At 69.6% G+C, this 16,034-nt stretch carries 18 protein-coding genes; 11 read left to right on the forward strand and 7 right to left on the reverse strand.

Going from position 1 to position 16,034, the window contains the following annotated elements; genetic code table 11:
- The 5 genes from D7X99_RS38930 to D7X99_RS38950 form a co-directional block, all read left to right on the forward strand.
- Nucleotides 1-583, forward strand: a 583-nt coding sequence (locus tag D7X99_RS38930; RefSeq protein WP_199756422.1) for a D-alanyl-D-alanine carboxypeptidase, incomplete at its 5' end; no start/stop codon positions are given.
- Between the two features lie 37 nt (nucleotides 584-620).
- Nucleotides 621-2,801, forward strand: coding sequence for a prolyl oligopeptidase family protein (locus D7X99_RS38935; protein ID WP_121782166.1), 2,181 nt, complete (start codon nucleotides 621-623; stop codon nucleotides 2,799-2,801).
- Between the two features lie 90 nt (nucleotides 2,802-2,891).
- Nucleotides 2,892-3,314 carry a hypothetical protein gene (locus D7X99_RS38940; protein WP_121782167.1) on the forward strand — a complete coding sequence of 141 codons (423 nt, stop codon included), beginning with the start codon at nucleotides 2,892-2,894 and terminating at the stop codon, nucleotides 3,312-3,314.
- A gap of 56 nt (nucleotides 3,315-3,370) precedes the next feature.
- A complete protein-coding gene (locus tag D7X99_RS38945) occupies nucleotides 3,371-4,465 on the forward strand; it encodes an alanine racemase (RefSeq protein ID WP_233614074.1) in 1,095 nt (364 codons plus the stop codon).
- 153 nt (nucleotides 4,466-4,618) lie between these two features.
- Nucleotides 4,619-5,788, forward strand: coding sequence for a NosD domain-containing protein (locus D7X99_RS38950; protein ID WP_121782168.1), 1,170 nt, complete (start codon nucleotides 4,619-4,621; stop codon nucleotides 5,786-5,788).
- A 13-nt stretch (nucleotides 5,789-5,801) separates the two neighbouring features.
- Here D7X99_RS38950 and D7X99_RS38955 read toward each other — a convergent pair whose 3' ends face one another.
- Nucleotides 5,802-6,797: a hypothetical protein gene (locus D7X99_RS38955; RefSeq protein ID WP_121782169.1), complete on the reverse strand. Its 996-nt coding sequence runs from the start codon at nucleotides 6,795-6,797 to the stop codon at nucleotides 5,802-5,804.
- A 213-nt stretch (nucleotides 6,798-7,010) separates the two neighbouring features.
- Between D7X99_RS38955 and D7X99_RS38960 the strand changes: the two genes are divergently transcribed.
- A complete protein-coding gene (locus D7X99_RS38960) occupies nucleotides 7,011-7,907 on the forward strand; it encodes a cyclic nucleotide-binding domain-containing protein (RefSeq protein WP_121782170.1) in 897 nt (298 codons plus the stop codon).
- 43 nt (nucleotides 7,908-7,950) lie between these two features.
- Here D7X99_RS38960 and D7X99_RS38965 read toward each other — a convergent pair whose 3' ends face one another.
- Both D7X99_RS38965 and D7X99_RS38970 read right to left on the reverse strand, forming a co-directional pair.
- Complete coding sequence (locus D7X99_RS38965; RefSeq protein WP_233614077.1) at nucleotides 7,951-8,313, reverse strand: hypothetical protein; 363 nt, start codon at nucleotides 8,311-8,313, stop codon at nucleotides 7,951-7,953.
- 130 nt (nucleotides 8,314-8,443) lie between these two features.
- Entirely contained in the window at nucleotides 8,444-8,719 is a 276-nt protein-coding gene (locus tag D7X99_RS38970; protein ID WP_255429667.1) for an NUDIX hydrolase, read from the reverse strand.
- A 44-nt stretch (nucleotides 8,720-8,763) separates the two neighbouring features.
- On the opposite strand from D7X99_RS38970, the gene D7X99_RS38975 reads away from it, so the two are divergent.
- Entirely contained in the window at nucleotides 8,764-9,453 is a 690-nt protein-coding gene (locus tag D7X99_RS38975) for a hypothetical protein (protein ID WP_147476395.1), read from the forward strand.
- 15 nt (nucleotides 9,454-9,468) lie between these two features.
- Here D7X99_RS38975 and D7X99_RS38980 read toward each other — a convergent pair whose 3' ends face one another.
- Nucleotides 9,469-10,056 carry a YdeI family protein gene (locus D7X99_RS38980; RefSeq protein ID WP_121782177.1) on the reverse strand — a complete coding sequence of 196 codons (588 nt, stop codon included), beginning with the start codon at nucleotides 10,054-10,056 and terminating at the stop codon, nucleotides 9,469-9,471.
- A gap of 103 nt (nucleotides 10,057-10,159) precedes the next feature.
- Here D7X99_RS38980 and D7X99_RS38985 point away from each other — a divergent pair, with 103 nt between their 5' ends.
- The gene (locus D7X99_RS38985; RefSeq protein WP_233614083.1) at nucleotides 10,160-10,906 is read left to right on the forward strand and encodes a hypothetical protein; all 747 of its coding nucleotides are present in this window, start codon (nucleotides 10,160-10,162) and stop codon (nucleotides 10,904-10,906) included.
- Here D7X99_RS38985 and D7X99_RS38990 read toward each other — a convergent pair whose 3' ends face one another.
- Nucleotides 10,907-11,914: a DUF4105 domain-containing protein gene (locus D7X99_RS38990; protein ID WP_121782173.1), complete on the reverse strand. Its 1,008-nt coding sequence runs from the start codon at nucleotides 11,912-11,914 to the stop codon at nucleotides 10,907-10,909. It abuts the gene before it with no gap.
- Nucleotides 11,915-12,103: 189 nt separating this feature from the next.
- Between D7X99_RS38990 and D7X99_RS38995 the strand changes: the two genes are divergently transcribed.
- Entirely contained in the window at nucleotides 12,104-12,331 is a 228-nt protein-coding gene (locus tag D7X99_RS38995; RefSeq protein ID WP_014397734.1) for an MbtH family protein, read from the forward strand.
- Nucleotides 12,332-12,392: 61 nt separating this feature from the next.
- Here D7X99_RS38995 and D7X99_RS39000 read toward each other — a convergent pair whose 3' ends face one another.
- Complete coding sequence (locus D7X99_RS39000; protein ID WP_043321786.1) at nucleotides 12,393-13,079, reverse strand: response regulator transcription factor; 687 nt, start codon at nucleotides 13,077-13,079, stop codon at nucleotides 12,393-12,395.
- A 485-nt stretch (nucleotides 13,080-13,564) separates the two neighbouring features.
- On the opposite strand from D7X99_RS39000, the gene D7X99_RS39005 reads away from it, so the two are divergent.
- On the forward strand, nucleotides 13,565-14,335 hold the full coding sequence (locus D7X99_RS39005; protein WP_121782178.1) for an RDD family protein: 771 nt from the start codon (nucleotides 13,565-13,567) through the stop codon (nucleotides 14,333-14,335).
- Between the two features lies 1 nt (nucleotide 14,336).
- Nucleotides 14,337-15,347 (forward strand): stage II sporulation protein M, encoded by a 1,011-nt coding sequence (locus tag D7X99_RS39010; RefSeq protein ID WP_121782174.1) that lies wholly within the window; start codon nucleotides 14,337-14,339, stop codon nucleotides 15,345-15,347.
- On the opposite strand, the gene D7X99_RS39015 is transcribed toward D7X99_RS39010, so the two are convergent.
- Nucleotides 15,263-15,796 (reverse strand): J domain-containing protein, encoded by a 534-nt coding sequence (locus D7X99_RS39015; protein WP_233614086.1) that lies wholly within the window; start codon nucleotides 15,794-15,796, stop codon nucleotides 15,263-15,265. The genes D7X99_RS39010 and D7X99_RS39015 overlap by 85 nt on opposite strands.
- Nucleotides 15,797-16,034: the final 238 nt, after the last annotated feature.

The raw sequence follows: 16,034 nt of genomic DNA on the forward strand, positions 1-16,034 counted from the left end.
CCTGCCCCCCATGCCGTCGCCGCTGGTGGAGTTGATCAGCCCGCCCCTGTCGGAGCTGGTGCGCGTGACGAACAAGGAGAGCCTCAACCTGTACGCGGAGCGGCTGGGCATGCGCTTCGCCCGCGAGCGCACCGGCCAGGAGGGCTACGTCGCGCTGCGCACGGCCCTGGTGGCGGAGCTGGCGCGCCGGGGCGTGCCCACCAAGGACCTGCGTCCCGTGGATGGCAGCGGCCTGTCCCGCTACAACCTGGCGTCGCCTCGGGGCATGGCGCGGGTGCTGCTCACCAGCCTCCAGGAGCCGTATGGCGCCGCGCTGGTGGACAGCCTGCCGGTGCTGGGCGTGGACGGGACGCTGGCGGGCCGCAAGACGACGCAGTCCACCGCGGGCCGCATCCGCGCGAAGACGGGCACGCTCACGGGCCAGAAGTGCTTCGTGGGCGTGGCGGAGCGGCCGAACGACACGGAGCATCCGCGCGTCGTCTTCGCGCTGATGCTCGGCAACATGGACGAGGGCACGAAGCCCAACGCCAACGAGACCTTCGACACCTTCTCCACCGCCCTGGTGGAGCTGCCCCTGCGCTGAGCGTCCCGCAGGGAAACACCCGCATGCGAGGTGAACCATGAAGTCCAGAATCGCAGTCACGACCGCAGCGCTGCTGTTGCCGCTCGTGTCCGGAGCCGCGGGGAAGGCTCCCGCGAAGCCCGCCGCCGCGGAGAAGCAGCCCGTGGAAACCACCTACCACGGCACCGCCGTGGCGGACCCGTACCAGTGGATGGAGTCCGCCACGGAGCCGAAGGTGCAGCAGTGGACGGACACGCAGAACGCGTACACGCGCACGTACCTGGACAAGCTCCCGGGCCGCGAGCCCTTGCGCCAGCGCATCACGGAGCTCCTGTCCTGGAAGTCGCCTTCCTACGGAGGCCTGGACGAACAGGGCGGCACGCTGCTGAGCCTGAAGTTCCAGCCGCCCAAGCAGCAGCCCACGCTCATCGTGGTGGGCTCGCTGGACGACACGTCGAAGGAGCGCGTGCTGGTGGACCCCACGCAGGTGGACACCTCCGGCAAGACGACCATCGACTGGTTCCAGCTGTCGCACGACGGCAAGAAGGTCGCCGTCTCCATGTCCAAGGGCGGCACGGAGAGCGGTGACGTGTCCGTGTGGGACGTGGCCACGGCGAAGGCGATGGCCAACGAGCTCGTGCCCCGCGTCAACGGCGGCACGGCGGGCGGCAGCCTCGCGTGGAACGCGCAGGGCACGGGCTTCTTCTACACGCGCTACCCGCGCGGCGAGGAGCGCCCGCCCGTGGACCGCGAGGTGTACCAGCAGGTGTACTTCCACACGCTGGGCACGCCCACGGAGAAGGACACGTACGCGCTGGGCAAGGACTTCCCGCGCATCGCGATGACGGACCTGGAGTCCAGCGACGACGGCCAGTACACCTTCGCGCGCGTGGCCAACGGCGACGGCGGCGAGTTCGACCTGTACCTGCACGGCCCCAAGGGCGCGTGGACGCAGGTGGCGAAGTACGCGGACAAGGTGGTGTCGGCGCGCTTCGGCAGCGACGGCGCGGCGTACCTGCTCAGCCGCAAGGATGCGCCGAAGGGCAAGGTGCTGCGCCTGCCGCTGACCACGCCCACGCTGGACAAGGCCACGGTGGTCATCCCCGAGGGCCAGGCGACGGTGCAGGCCGCGGTGCCGACCAAGAGCCGTCTGTACCTGCTGGAGCAGCTGGGTGGCCCCTCGCAGCTGCGCATGGTGGACCTGACGGGCAAGGCGCTGGGGCTGGTGCCCACGCTGCCGGTGTCGTTCGTGGGCGGGCTGGTGCGCCAGGGCGCGGACGACCTGCTCATCGTCAACGGCAGCTTCACCCAGCCGGCCGCGTGGTTCCGCTTCACGGCGGCGGACGGCAAGGTGACGAAGACGGCGATGGCGCGCACGGCGCCCATCGACATGAGCGACGTGGAGGTGGTGCGCACGGAGGCCACGTCCAAGGACGGCACGAAGGTGCCGCTCTCCATCCTGAAGAAGAAGGGCACGAAGCTGAACGGGAACAACCCCACGTGGCTCACCGGCTACGGCGGCTTCAACATCTCCATCAACCCGGGCTACAGCCCGCTGACGGGCATGTGGCTGGAGCAGGGCGGCGTGTTCGCGGTGGCGAACCTGCGCGGCGGCTCGGAGTTCGGCGAGGAGTGGCACAAGGCCGGCTCGCTCACGAACAAGCAGAACGTGTTCGACGACTTCTACGCGTGCGCGAAGCTGCTGGTGGACCAGAAGTACACGCAGCCGAAGAAGCTGGCCATCCAGGGCGGCAGCAACGGCGGCCTGCTGATGGGCGCGGCGCTGACGCAGCACCCGGAGCAGTACGGCGCGGTGGTGGCGCGCGTGGGCATCTACGACATGCTGCGCACGGAGCTGACGCCCAATGGCCAGTTCAACGTCACGGAGTACGGCTCGGTGAAGGACCCGGAGCAGTTCAAGGCGCTGTATGGCTATTCGCCGGTGCACCGCGTGAAGGACGGGACGAAGTACCCGTCGGTGCTCTTCACCTCTGGCGCCAATGACCCGCGCGTGGATCCGTTCCACTCGCGCAAGATGGTGGCCCGGATGCAGGCGGCCACGGCGTCCCCCAAGCCCATCCTGCTGCGCGCCGACGCGGAGACGGGCCACGGCATGGGCACGCCGCTGTCCTCGCGCATCGAGGAGGAGGTGGACGTCTACTCCTTCGTCTTCAACGAGCTGGGCATGACGTACAAGCCCAACGCGACGAAGAAGGTCGCCGCGCCCGCGCCGCAGTAGCCGGGCTTCTCCCTGCGCCCGTCCTCCGAGTCCTTGCGGCTCGGAAGACGGGCGTTTCTTCTTTTGGGTTTCGTGGCAGCCTGCCGCCCCATGAGCCCGCTCATCCCCTACTTCATCCTCTCGCCCGTGGTCGCGGGCGGCCTCGCGTGGTGGACGCTGACCCGTCTTGGAAAGAAGCGGAACGCGCGCGCGAAGGGCTCGCTGGACGCGGTGGTGACGCGGCTGAAGGGGCAGAAGGTGCCAGGCGCGGTGGACCTCGTCGTCCAGGACGTGTCCTGGTCCGGGGAGACGGAGCTGTCCCCGCAGAACTGCCGCGTCCGCGTGGTGATGGGCGGCCGGGATGCCGAGGCCATTCCCCCGCGCTTCGAGGTGGAGAGCGCACCGGGCGCACCCCGCCCGCCCGCGGACGTGCTCGCGGCGCTGCGCGTGCTGGATGCGCAGGCGACGGAGGCGCTGAAGGGCGGCGGCTGGAGCTGGCAGCGGCCCACGGTGAGCTTCGAGCCGGCTGCGTAGCCCCGCGAACGCAACGCCGGGGATTCGGGTGACGGGGCGAGGAACGCGGTGCCACCATGCGCCGCATGTCTTCGACCTTCCTCGACAGCCTCGACACGCCCGCCCCCATCGTGGACCTGGACCGCGTGGAGCGGAACCTCCAGCGCGTCGCGGCCTATGCCCGCGAGCATGGCTTGCGCTGGCGTCCCCATACAAAGACGCACAAGACGGCGGAGCTGGGAGCGATGCAGGTCGCGGCGGGAGCCTCTGGCGTCACGGTGGCCACCCTCCTGGAAGCCGAGGTCATGGCGCCCGTGTCCGACGACGTGCTGCTCGCGTATCCACCCGTGGGCACGCGGAAGCTGGCGCGGCTGATGGCCCTGCCCTCGCGCGTGCGACTCACCGTGGCGCTCGACTCCCTTGAGGTGCTGGAGGGGTTGGCGCGCGCGGCGCGGGATGCGGGGCGCACCGTGGGCGTGCTCGTGGAGGTGGACCTGGGCATGCGCCGCGTGGGGCTGCGCTCGCCAGACGAGGCCTTGGCCCTGGCGCGCGCGGCGGCGTCCACGTCTGGGGTGGCCTTTCGCGGACTGACCTTCTACGCGGGCCACATCCGTGTTCCCCAGGCGGAGCTGCCCGCGCTGATGCAGTCCCAGTCCGATGCGGTCGCGACGTTCGTGGATGCCTTGAAGAGCGCGGGTCTGCCGCCGGAGGTGGTCAGTGGCGGATCCACGCCGACGCTCTGGCAATCCCATACCGTGAAGGGCCTCACGGAGATCCGTCCCGGCCTCAACGTGCTCAACGACCGCAACGCCGCCGTCATCGGTGCCTGTGATTGGACGGAGTGCGCCTACTCCGTTCTGGCCACGGTGGTGAGCACGGCCGTTCCGGGACAGGTGGTCATCGACGCGGGGGCGAAGGCGCTGGTGAAGGAGGAAGGGCTGGCGCCGGGCTATGGCGTCCTGCTGGACCAGCCGGAGGTCGTGGTGAAGAACCTGTCGGAGGAGCACGGCCTGCTGGACGTGTCCGGCACGACGTGGCGCCCGCGCATCGGAGACCGTGTGCGAGTGGTTCCCAACCATGTCTGTGTTTCCGTCCCTCAGCATTCCCGGCTCCATGTCGTGCGGGGTGGCACGCACATGGCCACGTGGGAGGTCGCGGCGCGCGGCTGGTGACAGACAGTCCTGGTGCCTGACTATCCCGACCCGCCGTGCATCCAGACTGTCACCTTCCGGCGGGTGCGTTGCTCCTGACAGACGGGAAGCCAATCACGGCGCCGTGTCTAGCCTTTTTCCGGTCGCCGGAAGGACTTCCGGCCGGGAGGCGGCATGCACAACGCAGGGGGCTTCTTCGTCACAATGGCCATCGCGGGACTGTCCCTGGGAACGCCCCCGGTGCTCGCGGCGGACAGGGAGTCGCTCGACGCCCGGTTCCAGCAGGCGAAGCCTGCCGGATGCGAGGTCCACTGTGGCGACGTCATCACCCAGCACACCCGGCTCACGCACGACCTCTCCTGCCCGGGCACGGACGAGCCCGCGCTCCGCATCGAAGGCGCGGGCATCGTCCTCGACCTGGGCGGACACACCGTGCGCCGATCGAGTCCGGTCCAGAAAGACACCCAGGGCATCGTGATCACCGGCAACAGCATGGTGCGCAACGGCACGATTCGCGGATTCGCAAGTGGCGTCGAGACCGACGGAGGCCACTATCTGCGGCTGCACGAGCTCATGTTCGCCGACAACGGCACCGCCATCTACAACAGGTCCAGCAGCACCTACTTCCTCGTTACGAATTCGCGCTTCATCGGCAATGACGCCGGGTTCGGAAGCGAGATCGACGCGTCCGTCGGTACGTTCGACGTGAGGTCGAGCCACTTCGAGAACAACCGCATCGGCATCTACCTGGATACCCATGTGGCCGACGTCCTCGATTCGACCTTCACGGGGAACGAGATCGGCATCTACTGCTTCGCGGCCAGTGTCCGCGTCCGGTCGAGCACCTTCGCGCGGAACGAGGCAGTGGCCACCTCGACTGCGTTCATCGGGGGCCGCGACATCTGCAACGTGTTCCATTTCGAGGACACGCTCATCGCGAACAACGCGTCGTTCGCCCCCACGGCGACGCCCGTCTGGAATGTGATCCAGCTCGATATGATCAACAACTGGCTCGTGGGCAATGACAATGGGCTTACAGCCGCCTCATCGCAGGTCTACGTCCAGGGCAACACCTTCTGGGACAATGCGGGCGGACTGACCCTGGGAGACTATTCCAATCTCGGTAGTCCACAGACCGGCATCGTCCGTGCCAACCGGTTCCTGCGGAACGACGGTGACGGCCTCCGCGTCCTGCCCCCGAGCACGCCCACGGTGATTGGCAACGTGGCCCTGGGCAACACGGGCTGGGGCATCCATGCGCCCACCGCCTACGACGGCGGCGGCAACGTCGCGCGGGACAACGGCGCGGGCAACTGCGAGGGCATCCTCTGCGCCCCCTACTGACCGGGCCGCGCACTCAACCGATGCGCCTCAGCTCCTGCGTCAGCAACTCCTCCAGGTGCCGGATGTTCCGGTAGACGAGGCACCGGTAGCTGGACACGTCGAAGCGCAGCTCCTTCACGTCGCGCACCAGCATCAGGGTGGGCTTGCCGCGTCCCCAGGCATAGCCCACCTCCAGATAGACATTGGGATTCGCCAATGACAGGTCCGCGATGACGACCTTCGCGGTGTCGATGCGGTCCCGGATGCGCTGGATGATGGGACCGTCGAAGACGGCCTGGTCCACCCGCTCGCACAGCAGCCCCGCCGCCTTCACGGGGTTCAGGATGCCGTAGTGGTAGGTGTCCTCCAGCTCCTGCGCGAAGGGCATCGCCACGAAGGCATGGGGCTTCTCGTGGGAGTTCGCGCCCGCGGAGGCCATGGGCGGCGCCTGGACGAAGCGGGACGTCCGCCGGACGCGGAAGCCCGTGGCCCCCATCAGCGGCTCCACGCCCGGCGTGAGCCCCAACCCCAGCGCCATCGCCTTGCGCAGCCGCTCCACGCGCTTGGGGTTCAGCTCCACCACCGTGATGCGCTCCAGGTCGCGGGGACCACTGCCGCGCTGGAACGCGTCCACGAAGCCGCCCACCAGGGCCAGCACGGCCTCGTCCTCGTCCAGGCCGTAGTTGGGGCCGTGCACCGTGCACGCGAGGTGACGCACCTCCTGCCGGGGCTCCAGCAGCTGGAGCGCTCGCACGGAGAACTGGCGGATCTCGTGGTAGCCGAACTGCCGCAGCCGCACCGTGCCCACGAAGAGCACCCACGGAGCGCCCAGGCTCCGGCGCGACTCGATGAAGCGGTGGTCCCCGGGGAGCAGGTCGAAGGCGTCCATGGCCACGCCCGCCCCCTCCAGCCGACGCGCCACCGCGCCGTCCGCCCCATGGAAGCCCTGCGCGTACTTCAGCAGCACGGCATCCGCGGCCGTCTCGCCCACATCCCCCAGGTCCACCACGACGTCCAGCGTGTCTCCCATGAGCCCGGGACTGTAGGGCGTCCCGGTCCGCCCACGCCATCCCCGGCGTCCGTCCCGCCGCGTCAGGTGGAATGAACCCAGACGTGGCGAACGCCCGTCAATCCCTGCTCAATGACGCCTCCCGCCCGCCTGGCTCTCTTTCAGGCCGCCACGGCTCCGCCTGTGAAGCGCTTCACAGTTTCTGCCCGGGCGGGTCGGTAGCATTTGCGAACCATGTCCCTGTTCGCGCGCCTGCAGGCCCTGCTGTCCGCCCACCCGTCCGCTCCGGCCCCGGAAGCCGGACAGACGCCCGCAGCCGCCGCGGCCCCCTCGGCGGCGACCAGCGCCCCGGCGGAGACGGAAGGCGCCCCCGCGCCGCCGCCCGTCTGCACACGCTACCTGCCCGCGGGCCAGGTGGTGGTGCGCGAGGGCGACCCGGGACACTCGATGTTCGTGGTGCTGGAGGGCCGCGTCGCGGTGCTTCGCGGCGGCGACCACGGTGGCAACACGGAGGTCGGCCGCATGGGGGCCGGCGAGTTCTTCGGGGAGCTGGCGCTGCTCACCGGCACGCAGCGCACCGCCACCATCGTGACGGTGGAGGACGCCGTGCTGCTGGAGCTCACCCAGGCCGGCGTCCGGGAGCTGGGCAAGGACTACGGCGTGAAGGGGGAGCAGATGCAGGTCGCGGCCCGGGAGCGCCTGCTCGCGGACGCGCTGCGCAGCAACCCGCTCATCGCCGCCCTGCCCCCGGAAGTGCAGCATGAGCTGGGAGATTCCTTCGTCCCCTGCACCGTCCCCGCCGGAGAGACGCTGCTCACCCGCGGCCAGCCGGGTGACGCGCTCTACGTCCTCCTCCGGGGCCAGTGCGAGGTCTTCCACACGCACGGCGACGGCCGCCAGTCCGCCTATCCCAAGCTGGAGGAAGGCGCCCTGTTCGGGGAGATCTCCCTGCTGCGCAGCCGGCTGGCCACCGCCACCGTGCGCACCGTGACGCCCTGCACGCTGCTCAAGCTGGAGCGCGACGTGTTCAAGAAGGCCTTCCTGGGCCAGCCCGACCTGCGCGGCGCCCTGGTGCGCCTGGGCCTGGAGCGGCTCAAGCACACCATCGAAGTCATGGGCGAAACGAAGTAGTCCGCCGTCCCGCGCAATCCCAGACATGATGAAGCGCTGGGGTCTACCGCAATGCCTTTCGGGCACCGGTGGACCACAGCGCCCAGGCCATCAGCACGGGCTGGAAGAACAGCCGCACCAGGCGCTTCCGGTCCGTATCCAGGCCGAACGCGGAGAGGCGCTTGTCGTACTGATGCAGGTTGCCGGGGAAGACCGCCGCGAAGAAGGCCGCCAGTCCCAGCCCCAGGGGAATCCGGTGGCGCTTGTCGAAGAGCAGGGACAGCCCGAGGCCGATTTCGACCACGCCCGAGAGCAGGACGACGAGGTCCTTGTCCATGGGCACCCAGTCCGGCACCTGCGCCTGGAAGGGCCCTCGCGCGAAGGAGAGATGGCCCGTGCCGGCGCCGACCATGAACGAGCCCAACACCCCACGCCCCACGTTCTGCCAAGGCGTTGTCCTGGCTTCCTGCAGCACGGTCACCTCCGCTCCAGTTCAATCGCTGGAAGGTGAGGTGGCGAAGTGGAGGGTGCAAGACAGAGGCAAGGCCGCCTTCACGCTAAGGGGGCGGGCAAGAAGGCACGAGTCCCCGCCGCCGCGCGGCGTCCTCCAGGTAGGCGCGCACCACGGGCATCAGCGGCAAGCGCAGCGCGGTCTCCACGTCCATCCACCGGGCCCACACCACCTCGCGCTGGTCGAGCACGAGTTGGGGCTCTGTATCGAGCTCCATCTCGACGAAGTGACACGAGTCCCGCTTGAACTCGTCCCTGTGGTGCGGCTCGCACACGACGCGCAGACTCGTTGCCGGCACTTGCAGGCCCACCTCCTCGCGCAGCTCCCGCGCGACCCGGACGGAGAGTCCGTGTTAACGTGGAAGGCATGGGAAACGTAGGCCCAGTCGGCAACCGGAGCGTCTCGCTCCCCGTGTCCAACCCGGTGGCGGAGGCCCGTCCGGCGGCTCCAGGTGCCTCCACGGCTCCGGCCGGGCCCACGCGGACGCCGCAGCGGGTGGCGCTCCAGCGGGACGGATTCGAAGGCCCCAGCGCCCCTGCCCCGGTGAACCTGACGGGCGCGGGCGGACCGGCGCCGATGGGACAGCGCGAGCGGGCGCTGGAGGTGGTGCGGCAGGCGCCCGCGGGTTCGGTGGGCGCGGCCATCCGTCCGCTGCTGTCCGGCGCGATGCAGGGGATGGGCGCGGTGGGCTACGCGGCAGGTGCCGCCCCGTCCGCGGCGGCCCTGGCCGTGGAGGGCATGGGCCAATCCCAGATGGCGCCCGCGCTGCTCCAACAGATGCAGCAGCAGGCACGCGCGGGTCAGGCCGCCGGGCGCGAGGCCGCCGCGGGCCAGGTGGGCGACTTCTACGAGGCGAACCGCGAGCTGCTCAACCGGCCCGCGACGGCCTCCAACATCTGGGAGTTCTCGATGCGCGAAACCGCGTTCTTCCGGCAGCAGCCGCTGGGGGTGAGCATGGCGGCGTCGCTGATGAGCGGCGAGACCCGCGCGCACCTCATCACTGGCAGCGCGCTCCTCCAGGCGGGCGGAGCGCTCCTGCAGCGCATCCTGCCGTAGCAGGCCGTAGCGAGCTCAGCCGTGGATCAGCTCCCCGGCCTCCAGCATCGCGACGAACTTCTCCATCCGGCGCACGCGCGTCTCCGGCTTCTTCGCGTCGTGGAGCCGGAAGAGGATGGCGTAGCGGTTGGCACCCTTGAGCGCGGCGAAGGCCGCCTTCGCCTTCGGGTTCTTCTCCAGCGCGAGCGTCAGGTCCTCCGGCACCTCCATGGTCCTCTGCCCCGCGTACGCCGCCTCCCAGCGGCCATCCGCGCGCGCGGACTCCACCTCGCGCAGGCCCGCGGGCTTCATGCGCCCGGAGGCGACCAGGGCCTCCACCTTGCCGCAGTTGATCTTCGACCACTTGCTGCGCGGCTTGCGCGGCGTGAAGCGCTGGAGCCAGTACTCCGCGTCGAACGCGCCCTTCTGCCCATCAATCCAGCCGTAGCAGAGCGCCACCTCCAGCGCCTGCGCATACGTCACGGACGGGATGCCGGACTCGAACTTGGCGAGCTTCACCCAGACGCCCGGCGCGTCAACGTGGTTCTTCTCCAGCCACTTCTCCCACGCCTTCTCGGACGCGAAGGGCACGACGGGGAGCTCCTGCTTCGCCTTCGCCTTCATGCGGTGCAACGCCTTTCCCTGTCCCGCGCCTCGCGCCGGGTTCCTGACAATCCCACTCTATCGGCGGAAGGCGGCCCGGGCGGAAGCGGTTATGAAACACGCCATGGCTGAAACCACCCACGCTCCTCCGCCGAACGCCGTGCCGCCTTCGCTCGCCCGCGTGGCCTTCCACGCCGTGGCAGCCGGGCTCACCCCGCTCATCCCCGTGCCCTTCCTGGACGACTACGCCCTGCGTCAGGTGCGCGAGCAGTCCGTGCGAGACCAACTCAAGGAGCGGGGCCTGAAGGCGCCGGACAAGGCAGTGGCGATGCTCGCCGGCTCATACGACGCGCGCAGTCTGGGCGGACGGCTGGTGTCCCATCTCAAGGCCGTGGCGCTCTTCCCCGTGCGCAAGGTGTTCCGCAAGGTCTTCTTCGTCCTCTGGGTGAAGGACTGCGTCGACCTGACGAGCGCATGCCTCCACCACGGCTACCTGCTGCACCACGCGCTGGAGCGGGGCGACCTGGACGCGGCCTCACTTCAGACAGATGCGCCCAGCGAGGTGCAGGCCGCCATCATCGCCGCCTGCTCGGAGATGGACGCCCGGCCCGTCAACCAGGCGCTGCGCCGCATCTTCCGCAGCAGTCGGGTGCTGCTGGCCGAGGCCACGCGCGTCTTCCTGGATCCGACGCGCGGCCCCCGCGTGCCCGACCCGAAGACCGAGAACGCGGAGGTGAAGTCGCTCACGGACCTGATCCTCCAGGAACTGTGGGAAGAGCGTGGCTACTTCACCGCGCTGGAGGCTCACTACGACAAGCACCTGAAGAGAGACCGCATGCCCGAGGAGCCCCGGGCCGCGACGGGGACCTGATCACGGCGCGGGCGCGGCGGCGGTCTCCAGCGGCGCGCGGATGCGGGCGGAGAAGTCGTCCCGCCCCTGCGCGGCCAGCGCTCGCGCGTTGATGTGATAGCGCTGGCGGACCTGCTCCAGCGGCGCGTCCGTGTCGATGATGCCCAGCTCGTACGCGAGCGCGTCCGAGAACGCCGGCATCAGCGTGCGGTGGTCATACGGCACGTTCTTCGTGGCCACCTTCTCGAAGTGATGCACCAGGTTGGTGGTGCAGTTGCTGGTGAGCGTGTCGTAGAACTCCGGCTGCGTGTGCAGCCCGTTCATCCGCTGCACCATGTCCATGAAGAACGCGGTGATGCGCTCCTTCGACGCGTTCACCGGATACACATACACGTCGTCATGGCGGAAGTTGGAGCGCAGCTGCACCAGGTCCCGCTCGTCGCCCACGACGTAGGTGATTTCAAAACGGCGGAACAGGCCGCCCAGCGCGGAGAAGGTCTCCCCCTGCTCGCGCCGCACCTCCACGGAGAACACCACGTGGCGGCCGTCCTGGAAGCCGAAGCTCACCATCGTGTGCGCGGCGCCGTAGAAGCCGGAGAACGGCTCCACGATGAACGACGCGTCCGTGAGCGCGGCCGTGTCGTAGGTGGCCGTGTACCAGGCGGGGTCCCAGTCCGTGGTGCCGCGGTAGCGGAAGTCGCGCACGTCGTGCAGCGTCACCTGCGTCCCAGCCACCTCCGCCCACGGCGCCCGCGCCAGGTCCGGCGCCCAGTCCCGCGTGTTGGAAGGCTGGAACGTCCGCACCCACCCGTACACGGACAGACAACCCAACAGCATCACCGCCACGCTCCAGCGCCGCGAACGCCACCGCCAGGCCGCCACCGCCAGGGCCACCAGGGCCACCGCGACGAGGCCCCGAGCCACGTGCGGCCCCTCCGTCCCCGTCCCCGTCAGGGCCAGAGCCAGCGAGGCCCAGATGCCCCCCACGAGGAGCACGAGCCCCGACACGGCGTTCTTCCAGATGCGCATGCGGCCGAGTATCCGCGCCCCACGTCGCTCGTGTCACGGACGCGTATTGTGGGCGCAGCCCCGGCGGGCGGCCGGGCGCGGATCCGCCCTCCCAGGAAGGACCGGGATTTGTCGCGAGCGCCTACCTTGACCGCTTTTCCCCGGGTGTGCGACGAAAGGGGGGTCCCCAGCTTCCAGGAGTCACACCCCATGAGCGACGAGCGCGAAGACACGACCGTTTACAAGGTCGTCGTGAACCACGAAGAGCAGTACTCCATCTGGCCCGCGGACCGTGAGAACGCGCTGGGCTGGAAGGACGCCGGCAAGCAGGGCCTGAAGGCCGAGTGCCTGGAGTACATCAAGGAGGTCTGGACGGACATGCGTCCCCTGAGCCTCCGCAAGAAGATGGAAGAAGACGCGGCCCGCAACAAGAACTGAAGGCCGCGTGCGCTTCCCACCGCGCCCTCCCCGCTTCAACGGGGAGGGTGGGCCGGCCCCGTTAGAGGTCCGGCGGAGGCCTGACGCCCAGGTGGCAGGCGCGCAGGGCAAGTTGGGTGCGGTTCTCCGCGCCCAGCTTGCGGTAGAGCTGCGTGACGTGTGACTTCACGGTGCGCTCGGCGATTTGAAGATGCGCGGCGATCTTCAGGTTGTCCGCCCCGCCCGCCACGTACTGCAGCACCTCGCGCTCGCGCTGCGTGAGCAGCAACAAGACGCTCGCCGTGGGTGATGTCACCGGCGGATGCTCGAAGTCGTTGCGCAGCAGTTGCACCGGGAAGAGGCGCTCGCCCCGCACCAGCGACTGCACCGCGGAGGACACCGCGTTCACGCCCAGCCCCGCGCGGAAGAGATACCCGGAGGCCCCTTCGTCGAAGCACTGGGAGATGACCTCCGGCGTGCTCACCGCGGACAAGAGCAGCATGCGCACTTCCAGCCGGCGCTTGCGGGCCTCTCGCAGGAGGTTGAGCCCCTCCGTCACGGAGCATCCGATGGCGGCTTCGCCGTCGCTCTCCACGTCGAGGATGGCCACCTGAGGTGGATCCGTGCCGAGCCCGTCCAGGAAGCCGCGCACGTCGCGCGTCACCGAAGTGGAATGACCCTCACCCCGAAGCCCATCGGACAGGCCCTGCCAGGCCGCCCACGGTCCTTCGAGAATCGAAATACGAACTGCCGATTGATTCGCTGCCATGCGATGGCCCCCCAGCCGTCGTGGCGAATTGCTTTCAATGCTACCTATCGACTTCAACCTGCCCCGGAGTCGGTGGAACCGCGGCGGAACTTCCGCCTGTGCTGAGCGTGCGAGAACCGCGCTTCAACTCCATCCGGGGGTCCTGTCACTGCTGCCCTGCGGACTGCGCCTGCGACTGCCGAACTGGCCCGTTCGGGCCGAACCTCCTTTTTCGTTTCAAGCAAATCCAGCCAACCGAGACCCTAACATCATCCAAGGCCTCATGCGAACGGACCCGCGCAGGACTGTCAATTGCGCATGGAACGCATGGAAATCCAGGGCCTCGTCCGTCAGGTCGTGATCGCTGTCGCCCCAGGGACACACGTTCCGCGTCCACATTCGGATGTTTTACTCGTTGTTTCGTCTGAGGCCCGGGCAGGGACGCCCGCATGCGCGCGGATGGCGCGTCCTGGATGGCAAGGGCGTATGCTGTGCGTCCCACGCGCATGACTCCCTCCGCCCCCGCACCCCATGTCGACGTCGCCACGCCCGAGCGGGTGGCCCTGTCCCTGCCCGTGGCCGGCATCGGCTACCGCTGTCTCGCGTGGCTGGTGGACGCGAGCCTGCTGTTCTTCTTCTGGGTGGCGCTCTACTTCGTCATCACCCTGCTGGTGTCCGACGTGCTGGGGGCGTTCCAGGCGCTGTCGGGGCTCACGCAAACACTGCTCGCGGTGGGCCTCTTCGCCACGCAATGGCTGTACTGGACGCTGGCGGAGGTCTTCTTCCATGGACAGACACCCGGCAAGCGCGTGATGCGCATCCGGGTGGTGCGCGAGGATGGCTCACCGGTGGGCTTCTTCGAGAGCGCGGTGAGAAACCTGTGTCGCGCGGTGGACTTCCTGCCGGTGCTCTACGCCACCGGTTGCATCACCATGCTGCTGGACTCACGCCACCGCCGGTTGGGAGACATGCTCGCCGGCACCGTGCTGGTGCGTGAGGAGGCCATCGACCTGGACAAGTACACGCAGGCGCCCGCGGTGGACGCTCCGGCCACGGACGCGGGCGTGCAGCGCCCCCTGAACGCGGAGGACGTGGAGCTGGTGCTGGCGTTCCTTTCGCGCGCGCCCGGCCTGGAGCCGGAGGTGCGGCGGCGGCTGGGCACCAGGCTGGTGGACCGCGTGGGCGCATCCCTGACGGATGAGGAGCGCACGCGGGTGCTCCAGTCGCCGGAGGCCACGGAGTCCTTCCTGCGCACGCGCGCGAAGGCGGTCCACTGACATGGCCGCGCCCCTGCCCACGTTCGTCACGCGGCGCCGGCCGGACTGGGACGCGCTCCAGGCCCTGCTGACGCGCCAGCGCGCGGGCCGCTTGAGCCTGGCGGAGCTGCGCACGCTGGACACGCTGTACCGGCGCGCGGCCGCGGACCTGGCGCAGGCGCAGACGTTCTATCCGGGCACGGACGCGCACCGCTTCCTCAACCAGCTGTGCGCGCAGGCGTATGGCGCCATCTACCAGCCGCCGCGCGAGCGCTGGGCCTCCACGCGCGACTTCTTCCGGCGGGACTTCCCCGCCACCCTGCGCCGCGAGGCGCGCTTCGTGGGCGTGAGCGCGGGCCTGCTGGTGTTGGGGCTTCTATTGGGCGCGCTGGTGGTGACGCTGGAGCCGCGCGGCGCGGAGCTGCTGGTGCCGGAGGGCGTGCGGCGCTACGTGGCGCAGGGGCGCATGTGGACGGATGATTTGTTGTCCGTGGCGCCGCCCAATGCCGTGGCCTCCGGCATCGCGACCAACAACCTCACCGTCACGCTGTTCGCGTTCGCGTCCGGCATCCTGCTGGGCGTGGGGCCCATCTTCACGCTCGTGAACAACGGCGTGCTCATTGGCGCGGTGGGGGCGCTGTGCTTCCGCGAGGGCATGATGACGGGCTTCCTGGACTTCATCGCCGCGCACGGGCCCGTGGAGCTGTCCATCATCGTCATCGCGGGCGGCGCGGGGCTGATGGTGGGCCAGGCGCTCATCGACCCCGGCGAGCTGCCGCGCGCGCAGGCGCTCCAGGCGCGCGGGCGTGAAGCCGTGAAGCTGGTGGTGGGCTGCGCACCCTTCCTCGCCGGCATCGGCTTCGTGGAGGGCTTCATCTCCCCGGGCCACCTGTTCCCCACCTGGGCCAAGGTGGGGCTGGGCCTGTCGCTGGGAGTGCTCTTCTGGTTCTACCTGCTGCGCGCGGGCAGGACGGACGCGGGCGTGGCGCGCGTGGACGTGCCGGACGCCATGGCCTCCAGCCGCTTGCGCTGACGGTGCTTGAGGATGCGCTCGTAGGCGTCGTTGACCTCGCGCATCTGCTCCGCGGAGCCGCCCCGGTCCGGATGCCGCTCCAGGGCCAGCGCGTGGAAGCGCGCGCGAATCACGTCCGGCGTATCCAACGGCGACACGCCCAGGGTCTGGTACGGGCACTGCTCCTGGACGGCGGAGAGCCACTTGTCCAGCCGGTCCTTCACCTCCACGAAGCGCGCGTCCGCGTCCGCGGTGTCCTTCACCGGGTGCGTGCGCATCTTCGCGTCCGCGCGGAAGACCTCGCTGTAGGTGCTGGACACCCAGCGGTGGCACGAACCACACCGGTAGTACTTCACCCGGGTTCCGGGCTGGAGTGTCATCATCACGCCGCAGTGGGTGCACTCCACCGTGACGTTCTCCAGTGTCTGCCAGCTCGCGACCGCCGCACCCATGGTGACTTCGTCCTCCATTCGCAACACGCCTGTAGCACCGGCAAACTCCCACAGCCGGCGATCCCGTCAAGAAAATGTCGCGAACGACCCGGGGGGTCCCCCCGGCGCGCTGCCGGGCTTCCCGGGATTCGGGTAGAACGAGGCCCATGCGACCGCACCTCGCCGCCGCCCTGCTCCTGACCGCCGCCGCGCACGCCCAGGCCCCGTCGGCCCCCCCGGCCGCGGCGCCCAAGGCCGCCCCGAAGCCCGACAAGGC

The organism is Corallococcus sp. AB032C, from assembly GCF_003668935.1.
Classification (GTDB): Bacteria; Myxococcota; Myxococcia; order Myxococcales; family Myxococcaceae; genus Corallococcus; species Corallococcus exiguus.